Below are 12,035 nucleotides of genomic sequence, written 5' to 3'. Positions count from 1 at the left end.
CGCCGCGCGCTATTTGCGATTGAACCCTGAGACGTAAACAAACGTCATGGTCAAATCCGTTAGGATTTGCGGTCTGGAGTGCACAACCCCCGAAATCCAGTCGAACCGAGGAGTCAACCGACAATGAAGTTGATCACAACCGCGTTAGCCGCAGCCGGAGCGTTGACTGTAGCCGGAGCCGTCAGCATCGCGACCGCCGGCGCGGACGCCGGTGACGTCACCGCCACGACCCACCCGCTCGGAACCCAGGGCACCGTGGACAACGGCGGAGTCATCCAGGGCTGGACGGTCAGCGACCTGCGCCCCAGCACCGATGCCATCCCCTACCAGCCGCACGGGACCCTGTGGGAGGCCACCGCCACCGACGTGGCCATCCAGGGCAACGTCACCCCGGTCATCGCCAACCTCGGTGCGCGTTCCGCCAGCGGCCAGACCTACCCCGCGCTGTTCACCGTTGCCACCCCGCAGGGAGTGAACCCCTCCAACCTGGCGCAGGGCGAGAAGACCAGCGGCAAGATCTACTTCGACGTCACCGGCGACGCGCCCAACAGCGCGGTCTACCAGTTCGCCGGCAAAGACCAGCTGATCTGGACCCAGGCCGCTTCGGCCGCCCCGTCCGGTGGTTCGTCGGCCCCGTCCGGCACCGCTGGACACAACCCGGCGGCCACCAGCCCGAAACCGGCCCAGTCGGGCACGCAGACCAACCCGGCCGGCAACCAGACCACCGGCAGCACCCCGGCTGCGGCCGGTAGCCAGGGCACCCCGCTGCCGGCCGAGGCCGACGGCACCCCGGCGGCCACGGCCAACACCGAGGGCACCCCGGCAGCGGCCAACGGCTCGGAGACCCCGGCTTCGGCTTCGGCGGGCACCCCGGAGGCTTCGGCTCCCGCGGCTACCGGAAACACCCCGGCGGCGGCGGGCAGCTCCGGCACGCCGCTTCCGGCGGAGAGCGCCGCTGCGCCGGCCGCGGGATCGGAAGGCACGGCTCCGGCCAACCCGCAGGGCAGCGAAGCCGGCAACTCGCCGGTTCCGGCGGGAAGCCAGGGCACGCCGGCGGCCAGCGGCGCGAGCAACGCGACCGGATAGCACCGAGCACGTCGTAGTTCATCGGTCCGGCCCGGCCTCCGCTCCCGCGGGGCCGGGCCGGACTACGTTTCACGGCAGCCCGACCGGTGGCCCGTTACGATTCAGTACTTGAGTACCAATAAGCGGGATGCCACCGACCTGAGGAGTCAGACCCATGAAGTCGATCTCGACCGCCCTGGCAGCGGGAGCACTGGCTGTCGCCGGCGTGTTCAGCACCGGGACCGCCGCCGCGGACGGCCCTGACCCGGCCCCGGTCACCCATCCGCTCGGAGCCCAGGGCACGCTGCCCGAGGGGCCCGGCGTGCACGGCTGGACGGTCAACGATTTGCGGCCCAGCACCGACGCCATCCCCTACCAGCCGCGTGGCACCCTGTGGGAGGCCACCGCCACCGACGAGGCGATTCAGGGCACGGTTGTCCCGATCGTCGCCAACCTCAGCGCCCGCTCGGCCAGCGGCCAGAACTATCAGTCGCTGTTCACCGTGGCCACTCCGCAGGGCATCGTGCCCACGGGCCTGTCCCAAGGCCAAAAGACCAGCGGCAAGGTTTATTTCGACGTCACCGGCGATGCCCCGGACAGCCTGGTCTATCAGGCCGGCGGCGCCGATTTGATCCGATGGGTGGCACCGGCACCGCAGCCGCAGGCCCGGCCGGCCGCGCCGCAGCCGCAGGCTTCGACAAACGGAGGCAACAGCAATCGGGCGCCCGCGCCGGCGCAGAGCCCGTCGTCACGCCCGGCTGCGCCGCCCGCCGGCAGTTCCGGCACCCCGCTGCCCGAAGGCAGTGCCGGCACGCCGCTTCCGGCCGAGGCCCCTTAGCGCTGCGCCGGCCCTCGGCCGGTCAGAGCGTGAATCGCCCGGCGAACCCGCGCAGCGGCAGGTCGGCACTGGTCAACAAGCCCGGCGGGGCGGCCACCACGGATCGGATCGCGTTAAGGGCGGGCAGGCCGGTCACGGTCATTCCGATCGAGGCGAAGTTGTCCGGGTTGGACAGATCCACACCGGGTTTGGGCAAGATCATGTGTTTGTTGTAGACGCACGGGTCGCCGGTGACCCGAGTGATGTAGCAGCCCTTGATCTTCCAGTTCGGTTCGGTGTGCGGGGTCATTTGCCACTCCAGGTGGGTCTCGATGCGCGCGACGCCGTTCACCATGCCCTGGTATTTGATGTAGCTGCCGCCCAGCGATCCTTGGGGCAGGGTGTACCAGCCCAGGTCGACGTCTTTGGTGCACACGCCCAGCTCGTAGCTGAAGGTGACCTCATCGAGGGTCAGGTCGAAGCAGTCGGCCATCATCAGCACGCTGTCGGCGAAGACGCGGGTGAACTTCTCCAGTTTGGCCGGGATCTCCGGGTCGTCGGCCGGCTGGCCGTAGCCGACTTCGATCCAGGTCTCCTTGGAGTGGTGACACGACACGTCGACCGATTCGATGGTGGTGACGTTCTCGATGTCGGCGACGTCGGCGGCTGCCACCACGCCCAGGATCTGGTTGAGCCCCGGGTTCATCCCGGTGCCGTAGAACGTCGCGCCACCCTTTTCGCAAGCTTCGGAAAGTAGCTGAGTCACCGGCTTTCCCGACGGGTGCGGGTGGTTGTGGTCGCGGTGCCAGCCGGTGATCCAGTCAGCGGTGGTGACGATGTTGATGCCCGCCTCCAGCACCCGCACGTAGAGATCCTCATCGGGGAACACCCCGTGAAAGGTCAGCACGTCGGGCTTGGCGGCGATGATCTCCTCGATGCTGCCGGTCGCCTTGACCCCGTTGGCCGCGGTGCCCGCCAGCTCCCCGGTGTCCTTGCCGATCTTGTCCGGCGAATAGCAATGCACACCAATGAGTTCGAGGTCGTCCCGGGCGGCGATCCGCTTGATCATCTCGGAGCCGACGTTGCCGGTGGCGACCTGGAACACGCGGATCGGTGCAGCGGATGCGGTCATGCGGGTGAGCCTTTCTGGGCGTAGACCTCGGCAGCACTGCCGCCGATGCCGTCGGGATAGAACTGTTTGGCCCACTGGCGGATTGCGGTGAAGCCTTGGTATTCCGCGGTGGCCAGCGCCGGTGGATCCGAGTAGCGCTGATGCGACCAGATGTGGATGTCTTGTTCGAACTGGCGGATCACTTCCCGCCCGAACTCGGCCGCCCTCGTCTCGGCGCGCGCCGGATCCCCGCCCGGTGTGCGGCCGATATAGACCATGAATCGCACATCGGAGGTGGAGTCATCGACGGGGGTGATCGCCGAGATGGTGCGGTTGTCGATCATCCCCCAGCTCTTGGTCACCGCGATGCCCAAGCCGCCGTTGATGGCCTCCACACCGCTGTTGACGTCTTCGATGCGCTGGCCGTCGTCGCCTTCGAAGGTGATGGTGAAGTCGACGTAGGACACCGGTTCGGCGAAGTCGTGGCGGGTGAACACCGGCACGATCGGAGTCCGGTGCACGTACTTGAAGTGCGCGAAATCCACCCCGTTCTCCAGGACGTACTGCGGGTGCATTTCCAGGGTCTGCCGGTAGAGGCGCTGTTGGGGGTAGTAGTCGGCGGCGCTGCGATCATCGAAGGCGGCGAACACATCCGGCGCGTCGAAGAACGGCTCGCGGCGGTGCACATCGTGCCAGATGTAGACCGACTCGTTGCGCTCGATGACCGGGTAGGTGCCGATCCGCCGGCCGCGGTTGGGCTTGTCCTGGTAGGGAATGCAGACGTTGCGGCCCTGGGAGTTCCACTGCCAGCCGTGAAACGGGCATTGCAGCACCTCCCCGTGGACGGTGCCGCCGTAACCCAGGTGCGCACCGAGGTGCTCGCAGTAGGCGTTCATCACGGTGAGCTGACCGGATTCGGCGCGCCAGGCGACCATCTCCTGGCCGAAGTACTTCATGGTGTGGACGTCGCCGATGCCGATCTCGTCGGACCACGCGACCTGGAACCAGCCGGTCGGCTTCATCGACAGCGGCGGTTTGGCCATGGGCTGGTGTCCTCTCGGCGGTCTTTCCCGGGCGGCTGTGTCGCAGCATAGTTCGCCCTCCCGAGGAATCATAGTGCCCACTATGTAAATGTTGCTAGGATTCCCGGAATGACCCGACCGGCGCCGCGGCGCAGCAACAAGCGCGGGCAGGCGACCCGCGAGGCGATGCTGGATGCCGCGGTGCGCTCGCTGGCCACCGGGGACCCAGGGGCGGTGTCGGCCAGCCGGATCGCCAAGGAGAGCGGCGCCACCTGGGGTGCGGTGCAGTATCAGTTCGGCGACGTCGACGGCTTCTGGGCGGCGGTGCTGCACCGGACCGCCGAGCGCCGGGATGCGACGATGTCGGCGTTCGCCGGGCTGGAAAGTGTTGCGCCGCTACGGGATCGAGTGGCCGCGATCATCGACACGCTCTATCACGGGCTGGCGTCGCATGACTCCCGCGCGATCGAGAACCTGCGGGCCGCGCTCCCCCGCGACCACCACGAGCTGGAGCGGTTGTATCCGCGCACGGCCGCGGAATTGTTCTCCTGGGGCAAGAGCTGGCTACAGACCTGTCACCGCGCATTCGCCGACCTCGGGGTCGACCCGGTGCGGGTGCGCGAGGTGGCCGCCCTCATCCCGGGCGCCATGCGCGGGCTGGTCTCCGAGCGTCAGCTGGGCTCCTATGCCGACCTCGAGGAGGCGCGGCGCGGTCTGACCAATGCGCTGGCCGCCTATCTCGAAGGGTCCCGGGTCAGCTGAGGTCAATGCTCCCTCAGCCCGTCGAGAGTTCGGGGACGCCGCGGCCCAGGCCGCGGAATCCTGCGCACGGTTCCTTGGCGCCGACCACGAACGGCAGCGCCTTGAACCGGAATTTCATCCGGCCGCCCCATCCCATGGCTTCGGCGGGCGGTTGCGCCGCCGAGTTCGCCAAATCCAGGTAGTACGTCGAGGTTTCGCCGAGGCCCTCGAAGTCGTGCATCAGCGGCAGGCAGGTTTGCCGGACCGGCTCGTCGAGGCACTGTGCGACGGGATCGGTCATCAACACGTACTCGGGCACCGGCACCTGATTTTTCAGCATCCGGTGCACCAGGATGACGTCGAGGCCGGCGAGTTCGGTGTGGCGCTTGACCTTCTGCTCGGCCACCTCGCCCTCGTGGGCGACGAACTTCAACGACAGGTTCATCAATTGCTTGCAGCAGTCGCAGTTGCACTTGCGGCCGTTCTCCATACGGGACCGCCGGTTGAGAAACGCCTGGTGCATCCGCGCCAGTCGGTCGCTGACCAGGGCCTGGGCGTCGCCGTTGGGCGCCCAGAAGAAGGCCGCGTCGCCCTCCAGCTTCGCCAGCTTCATGCCTTTGGCGGCGTCGATGACCGATTCCAGCAGCGCGGCCACCGCCATCTGGGCGTGCACCAGGTGGGTCCGGTTCCAGTTCATGTAGGCGGTGTAACCGCCGATGTCGGCGATGACGAGCACCGCGCGCCGGATGGCCATGAACTCAAGAGTGTAGTTTCGCCCCGCCGGTAACGCCACGGCGATTCTTGCGTGCGGTTGCCCCGCCGCTTGGGTCAGGAGCTCTCGTCGCGGCCAGCGCCGTACTCTTTGCTTTCCTGCTGGTACTGCCACAATTCGGCTCGTACCGCGGCGTCGAACGCACGGTCCAGACTCGCGTGCGCCACCCGCCTTGCCACCCGGCGCATGGCATCGACCAGATCGGCGGCCCAGGCGAGTTCGGCATCGTTGCCGGGTAGCCACCCGGTGCCTCGCTGGCGCACCACCTCCGAATATCCGCTGCGGGCCATGACTCCGGCCGCCTCGTCTAGCTTCTCGTCGACGACGCCCACCGCGTCCAGCAGCGCTGCCAGTGGCATACCGCGGGAGACCAAGGCGGCGAAGTCCTCGACCAGACGCAGATCGGTTACCACGTAGTTGTTCTCGACGTCGGTCGGCTCGATCACCCCGCTATCGGCCAATCGACGCAGCATCGGCTCATCCAACCCGCCCAGCCGGGTCTCCAGTTCGTCTCGGCTCATGTTCTGCGACACCGGGTTCGACCACGGAGTGGTCACCAGCTCGGCCAGATCGGCGAGATCGAGCACCTCGACCAGGCCCTCACCGCGCTGCAGCCCGGTCAGAAACTTCAGAATGTGCTTGACCGTGAAGCCCTCGCTGAGCAACCGGATGATCGCCTGCAGCTGGCTGAGGTGCCGGTCGGTGTAGATCGCGACCCGGCCCCGGCGCTGGGGCCGGGGCAGCAGGCCGTTCTCCTGGTAGACCCGCACGTTACGGGTGGTCGTACCCGCCTCCCGTGCCAGGTCGTCGATCCGGTACTCGGTCACCAGCGCAGCCTAGGTGGTCAGGACCGGGTCGCGGCTGGTCTCGGCCACGGTGATCTTGAAGTCTTTCAGGTCAACCGTCTTGAGCTGGTTGACGTATTGGGTGGCAAACCCCGGGAACATGGTGGCGTTGAAGCCGTCCTCGGTCAGATACCAGCTCTGGCACCCGGAGTTCCAGGTCGTGGACTTCAGCCGCCGCTGGATGTTCTGGTTGTAGCGGGCCTGAACCTCGGGCCGCACGTCCAGCGACTTCCAGTCGAACTGCAGCAGTTTGGCGATCGCCTCGACGATGTAGTCGATCTGGGCCTCCATGTAGACCAGTGCCGAGTTGTGGCCGGGCCCCGAGTTCGGGCCGAAGGTGAAATACAGGTTCGGATAACCCGACACCGCGACACTGCGGTAGGCGTAGGCGCCGCGGCTCCACTCCGAGGCCAGATCCCGGCCGTCCAGGCCGGTGACCGGGAACGGGGTCCCGGCCTTGGAGACATCGAAGCCGGTGGCGAACACGATGGCGTCGAACTGGTGCTCGATCCCCTCAACGGTGCGAATGCCCTTGGGCGACAACCGGGCGATCGGCCAGGTCACCAAGGTGCAGTTATCCGCCTGCAGTGCCGGGTAGTAGTCGCTGGTCATCAGCAACCGCTTGCAGCCGGCCGAGAAGTCCGGTGTCAGCTGGCGACGCATCCAGGGATCCTTCACCTGCAGACGCAGGTTGGCGGCACTGAGGGCCTCCACCAGCCTCGTCAGCGGGGTGTCCCACACCACGCCGAGGGCCACCGACTCGTGCCCCCAGTACCAGGCGGACCGCATCAGCTTCTCGGCCAGCGGCACGTGCTTGTAGATCTGCTTGAGGCGATCACCGGTCGACGTGTTGAGTTTGGGCAGCACCCAGCCGGGCGTGCGCTGGAACACCTTGACCGACTTTGCGACCTTGACCAGCTCCGGGATGATCTGCACGCCACTGGATCCGGTGCCGATGACGGCCACCTTCTTGCCGGCGAAGTCGTAGTCGTGATCCCAACGGGCACTGTGGATCTTGTGGCCTTCGTAGGTCTCGATGCCCGGGATATTCGGGAAGCTGCAATTTGCCAGCGGCCCGGAGGCCACGATCACGGCCCGGGCCCGCAGCGGCTCCCGGTCGGAAAGACCGACGGTCCACTCCCCTGCCTCGGCGTCGTACTCAACCCCGGTCACGTTGTGCTCGAACCGAATATGCGGTGCGATGCCGGCGGATTCGACCATGCTGTCGATGTAGCCGAGGATCTCCGCGCTGCCCGAATAGGTCTGCGACCACTCCGGGTTTCGGGCGAAGCTGTAGGAGTACAGCCGCGAGGGAATGTCACATTCGGCACCGGGATAGGTGTTGTCTCGCCACGTGCCACCGACGCGTGATTCGCGTTCGAGGATGACGAAATCGGTGATGCCCTGCGCCTTGAGGCGGATGGCGGCACCGACGCCGGCGAACCCGCCGCCGATGATCGCTACGGAGATCGTCATGTCCTGCCCCATCACGCGACCGGCTCGTAGGTCAGTTCGTCCGACCACGACGGGGTGTACTCCACCAGTGACTTGGGGATGACGCTGGTGACCGCAACCAGGGAGTCGGCCAGCCAGTGGTACTTGGAGGTGCGGTCGATCACCTTCTTGCTGTGCCAGGAGATGAACTGGTACATCGGCACCCGGCGGACGAAAGCGCTTCGCTCACCGACGTTCCGGAAGCGACGCATGGCCTGGTAGAGGCGTTCTTCGTTGACACCCATCGCCACGATGTTGTCGCGCATCTTGTTCAGCAGCGGGAAGTAGCTCAACGTACCGATCAGCAGCGCCGGGTTCATCCAGCTGCCGACGAACTCGACCGCCAGCTTGCGCAGGTCCGCGTGGCCCAGAATGTCCATCACCTCGAAGTCGACGGCGAGGTGGCGCGACTCGTCGGAGTTGATCCGCTTGAACACTTCCTGGGCCACCGGGTCTTTGACCTCGTCGGTGATGAACTTGATCAGCGCGCCGTCCAGGGCCACCTCCAGCATGGGGATGACGGTGCCCAGAATCGACAGCGACATGCCATCGGAGAACTTGTCGAGCCAGGTGATCACCAGCTGCACGTTGACGCTCGGCGGCGGGATCTCGTCGTCCTCCAGCATGCCCCACCGGCGCATCAACGCGAGCTCGGCGTTGGCGTGCTTCTGCTCCTCGGCGTGGAAGTGCTCATAGATGCTCTTCAGCGTCGGGGTCGGGGCCTTCTTGGCAAGCGCCGCGAAGCCCCGGGCGCCGACGTTCTCGATCCACATCAGGTCGGTCATGAACGGCTTGAGCTTGGCCCACAGCTCCGGCTCGATCAGCTCGGCTCCCGGGGCATCCCAGTCGATATCGACCAAGGCCCACTGCTTGTCCTTGATCTTCTGCAGCATGTCGTCGAGGTCCATCGCCATGATCGGCTGTATTCCTTTCGTGAGACGGGTCAGTTCTTGGGCAGGACGCGGCCGAGCAGGCCGGCGCCACGGGCGTACAGCGCGGGGAAATGTCGCTTCAGGTGCCAGATGACGGTGGCGTCGATCTGCGGCACCACATACAGCCGGCCGCTGTCGTGCGCGTCCAGCGTGCGCGCCGCGACGCTGTCAGCGGACAGTCCGGTCCAGCGGGCCAGCTGCTGACTCAGGCTCATCGAACCGGGAGTGATCCGGCCGTCGGTGAAGACGTTGGTCTTGACAAAGGTCGGGCAGAGCACGGTGACGGCGATGTCGGTGCCGTCGAGTTCGGCGGCCAGCGTCTCGGACAGCGACATCACACCGGCTTTCGACACGTTGTATGCCGCCATCGAGGGGGCGGCGGCGAACCCGGCCGCTGAGGCCACGTTGATGATTCCGCCGCGACCGGCCTCGCGCAGAAGCGGGGTGAAGACCTCGCAGCCGTAGACCACGCCCCACAGGTTGATGCCAAGGGCCCAGTCCCAGTCCTCGAAGCCGATGTCACCCACGGGCTTTCCCCCGATGCCGACGCCGGCATTGTTGATGACCAGGGTCGGCGCGCCGCCGAATATCTCCTGAGCCTGCTCAGCCAGCCGCTCGACCGCGTCACGGTCCGAGACGTCGCACTGCACCGCGTGCCCGGTGCCGGTGGGCAGCTGCTCGATCAGCGCCACCGTCTCGGCCGCGCGTGCTTCGTCGATATCCGCGCAGATGACGTCGCCGCCGCGGCGCACCAGTTCCAGGGCGAAGGAACGTCCGATGCCGCTGCCGGCGCCGGTGACCACCGCCTTGGCGCTGACGGTGCGCTGCTCACGGCGAAAAACGTTGAGCACCGTGTCGATTCCAAACATCAGCTCACCTCTTCGAGTTCGTCAGATCGGGTGTCACCGAACACCTCGGCGATGAAGGCCGCCGCTCGGCGCAGCGCTGACGACGCCTCGGGCGCCAGCCGCGGCAGGGCTTGGAAGACGTGCACCATCCCCGGCCAGATCTCCAGGGTCCTGGTTGCGCCGGCCCGGCGCAGTTCCGCATCCAGGTAACGCGCATCGGCGCTGAGCATCTCGAACCCACCGGCCTGAATGAGCATCGGCGGCAACCGATCCGCTTTGCCGAAGTCGAGGCGAAGGCGCGGGTCGGCCGGGTCCTGTCCGTGCAGGTAAAGCCCCACCATTCGGCGCGCCGCGCGCGCCGACATCGCCGGGTCGCGGCGAACCGCTTCCTGCTCCAGGGCCAGATCCAGGCTGAGATCGATCAGCGGCGAGAACAACACCACGCCGGCCGGCCGGAGATCCGGGTCGTCGGCGTGGGCGAGCAACAGGTCACAGGTCAGGTGCCCGCCCGCGGAGTCCGCACCGATCACGATGTCCGATGCCGCATAGCCCTGGCCCAACAACCACCGGTAGCCGGCTTCGACGTCGTCAGCGGCGGCCGGGAACCGGTGCTCGGGCGCCAGCCGGTAGTCCACCACGAACATCGGCAGACCGGTGGCCTGCGAGAGCCTCGCGACCAGCTTGCGGTGGGTGCGCGCCGAGCAGATCACGTAGGCGCTGCCGTGCACGTAGTAGCCGGCCCGCTTGCCGAACTCGACGCCCGGCCCGAGCACCCATTCGCCCCGCACCCCCGGAGCGGTCACCGGTTCGATCCGGGTTCCGCCGGGCATCGACCCGAACGTGGCCATGATGGTGGCGATCAACCCACGTCCGAACCTCACACCCGGCCGATTCATCGGGATCGCGCTGGTGAGGCATCCCAGCGTCCAACGGGCGGTGGTGCCGGACAGCACCGCACGCAACGAAGCGCGGGTCGGCACGGCCGGCAGGTGGGGTCCGTCGGGCTCCATCACGCCTGCGAGGACATCATCGATTGCGCCATTTGTCAATGGCACGGTCCGTGATGACGCGATGTCAAGGGTGGGCAGGCGGCGCAAGCGACCTGATGACGCCCTCAACGTCGCTCAGGAAATATTTCGAATCCTTGGACGGAATTGACGCCAGCGGTAATAATTCAACTTAGGCAACCGGTGCCCAACCAGCGCGACCGACATCCGCCCCTAGAGGTGTCGGCCAACGCAATCACGCGCCCTGCAGAACAGCGGGGCGACCCCATCTGACCTCTCCGAACAAGGGGGACATCATGAAGAAAATGATCCTCGGCGCCGCACTGTGCGGAGCCGCGCTGGCACTGGCCGGCGCAGCCCACGCCAACGCCGACACCGCCGCCGACACCACCATCCAGGCCAGCTACGACTTCCTGTACGGCTCAAGCGAGGCGTTGGTCCTGGGCCCGACCGGAATCGCGACACCGAGCGCCAACTACATCAGCAACGGGATCGACCTGTACCTCGATCCGCTGGGGTACGAGGGCACCGTCGCGTCGTCACAGGCGCTGACGCTCCCCAACTCCTATGACTTCCTTGAGAGTGTCCCGGGCGGGGAAAAGATTCTCATCGACGCGGTCTTGGCCGAGTACAACGACGGCGCCATGGGTTGCGACCATGCAGGTGTGTGCAGCGATCCGCTGACCATTTTCACCTACTCCCAAAGCAGCCTGATCGCCGCTTACGCCCAAGACGACCTCGTGAAAGCCGGCGTCCCCGAGGACGCGTTACGTTTCGTGATGCTCGGCGCCACCCCCGGCGCGGTCCCCACCGACATGTACCCCACCGAAGTATTCAATATCGAAGGCGACATATACACGACGCACTCGTTAACCCAGAGTTGGATAGACCTGCTGTTCGGGAACACAAACTGGGAGGACGTGCTGTACGGGTTGGCAGTCCACAACGCCTACCTCGGGTTGACGGCGGCCCAGATCGACGCGGCCACATCGGTTACCGAGGGGCTGACCACGTTCAACGAGATCGACGCACTCACGATGCCCGAGCTGTTCCAAGCGCTGTTCACCTCGTTCTTCCACGTGTGATGCATGGGGTGTGAGTTGAGCGTCTGCAGTGTAGGACTCGCGCACGTGTGACCGCTGTTCGGCCGCTGCCGTTGACTTCGACGGCAGCGGCCGGGCACTGGGCTTAGCCAACTGGGAGCACCAGCCGGTGCGGGCATCGAGGGGACCGTCGTAACAATGTCGCGCGGCGATATTTTGATTTCGGAGACGGAGATTGGCGTAACCTGAAATAGTTACGCCGTCGACAACCGCTGCCACAGGGCGCTCGCTATCTACTGCGGGGTCGGCCAACGCAATCACCTGCCGATCAGCGCAGC

12 protein-coding genes are annotated in these 12,035 nt (G+C 66.5%); 4 read left to right on the top strand and 8 right to left on the bottom strand.

Annotated features, from left to right (window positions below; genetic code table 11):
* Nucleotides 1-123: 123 nt before the first annotated feature.
* Both AC5Y31_RS05065 and AC5Y31_RS05060 read left to right on the top strand, forming a co-directional pair.
* A complete protein-coding gene (locus tag AC5Y31_RS05065) occupies nucleotides 124-1,086 on the top strand; it encodes an MPT63 family protein (RefSeq protein ID WP_499978567.1) in 963 nt (320 codons plus the stop codon).
* Between the two features lie 154 nt (nucleotides 1,087-1,240).
* On the top strand, nucleotides 1,241-1,903 hold the full coding sequence (locus tag AC5Y31_RS05060) for an MPT63 family protein (protein WP_499978564.1): 663 nt from the start codon (nucleotides 1,241-1,243) through the stop codon (nucleotides 1,901-1,903).
* A 22-nt stretch (nucleotides 1,904-1,925) separates the two neighbouring features.
* On the opposite strand, the gene AC5Y31_RS05055 is transcribed toward AC5Y31_RS05060, so the two are convergent.
* Nucleotides 1,926-3,014 (bottom strand): NAD(P)H-dependent amine dehydrogenase family protein, encoded by a 1,089-nt coding sequence (locus AC5Y31_RS05055; protein ID WP_499978562.1) that lies wholly within the window; start codon nucleotides 3,012-3,014, stop codon nucleotides 1,926-1,928.
* Nucleotides 3,011-4,036 carry an aromatic ring-hydroxylating dioxygenase subunit alpha gene (locus AC5Y31_RS05050; protein WP_499978558.1) on the bottom strand — a complete coding sequence of 342 codons (1,026 nt, stop codon included), beginning with the start codon at nucleotides 4,034-4,036 and terminating at the stop codon, nucleotides 3,011-3,013. The genes AC5Y31_RS05055 and AC5Y31_RS05050 overlap by 4 nt, the downstream gene beginning before the upstream one ends.
* A 108-nt stretch (nucleotides 4,037-4,144) precedes the next feature.
* On the opposite strand from AC5Y31_RS05050, the gene AC5Y31_RS05045 reads away from it, so the two are divergent.
* A complete protein-coding gene (locus AC5Y31_RS05045) occupies nucleotides 4,145-4,777 on the top strand; it encodes a TetR/AcrR family transcriptional regulator (protein WP_499978556.1) in 633 nt (210 codons plus the stop codon).
* 13 nt (nucleotides 4,778-4,790) lie between these two features.
* Here the strand turns inward: AC5Y31_RS05045 and AC5Y31_RS05040 are convergent, their stop codons facing one another.
* The 6 genes from AC5Y31_RS05040 to AC5Y31_RS05015 all read right to left on the bottom strand — a co-directional run bounded on the left by AC5Y31_RS05040 (nucleotide 4,791) and on the right by AC5Y31_RS05015 (nucleotide 10,657).
* Nucleotides 4,791-5,510 (bottom strand): DUF2652 domain-containing protein, encoded by a 720-nt coding sequence (locus AC5Y31_RS05040; protein WP_499978554.1) that lies wholly within the window; start codon nucleotides 5,508-5,510, stop codon nucleotides 4,791-4,793.
* Nucleotides 5,511-5,584: 74 nt separating this feature from the next.
* Nucleotides 5,585-6,355 (bottom strand): MerR family transcriptional regulator, encoded by a 771-nt coding sequence (locus tag AC5Y31_RS05035; protein ID WP_301636748.1) that lies wholly within the window; start codon nucleotides 6,353-6,355, stop codon nucleotides 5,585-5,587.
* 9 nt (nucleotides 6,356-6,364) lie between these two features.
* Entirely contained in the window at nucleotides 6,365-7,849 is a 1,485-nt protein-coding gene (locus AC5Y31_RS05030) for a flavin-containing monooxygenase (RefSeq protein ID WP_499978552.1), read from the bottom strand.
* An 11-nt stretch (nucleotides 7,850-7,860) separates the two neighbouring features.
* Complete coding sequence (locus AC5Y31_RS05025) at nucleotides 7,861-8,781, bottom strand: reductase (RefSeq protein WP_065026096.1); 921 nt, start codon at nucleotides 8,779-8,781, stop codon at nucleotides 7,861-7,863.
* A 29-nt stretch (nucleotides 8,782-8,810) separates the two neighbouring features.
* Nucleotides 8,811-9,668, bottom strand: coding sequence for an SDR family NAD(P)-dependent oxidoreductase (locus AC5Y31_RS05020; protein ID WP_499978548.1), 858 nt, complete (start codon nucleotides 9,666-9,668; stop codon nucleotides 8,811-8,813).
* Nucleotides 9,668-10,657, bottom strand: a complete 990-nt coding sequence (locus AC5Y31_RS05015) for an alpha/beta hydrolase (protein ID WP_499978980.1) — start codon at nucleotides 10,655-10,657, stop codon at nucleotides 9,668-9,670. The genes AC5Y31_RS05020 and AC5Y31_RS05015 overlap by 1 nt, the downstream gene beginning before the upstream one ends.
* Before the next feature lie 293 nt (nucleotides 10,658-10,950).
* Between AC5Y31_RS05015 and AC5Y31_RS05010 the strand changes: the two genes are divergently transcribed.
* A complete protein-coding gene (locus tag AC5Y31_RS05010) occupies nucleotides 10,951-11,739 on the top strand; it encodes a PE-PPE domain-containing protein (RefSeq protein ID WP_499978546.1) in 789 nt (262 codons plus the stop codon).
* Nucleotides 11,740-12,035 lie beyond the last annotated feature (296 nt).

Source organism: Mycobacterium sp. NGS18, from assembly GCF_059813185.1.
Note: the sequence above shows the minus strand (reverse complement) of the source record. Positions and strands in the feature narration are given on the sequence as shown.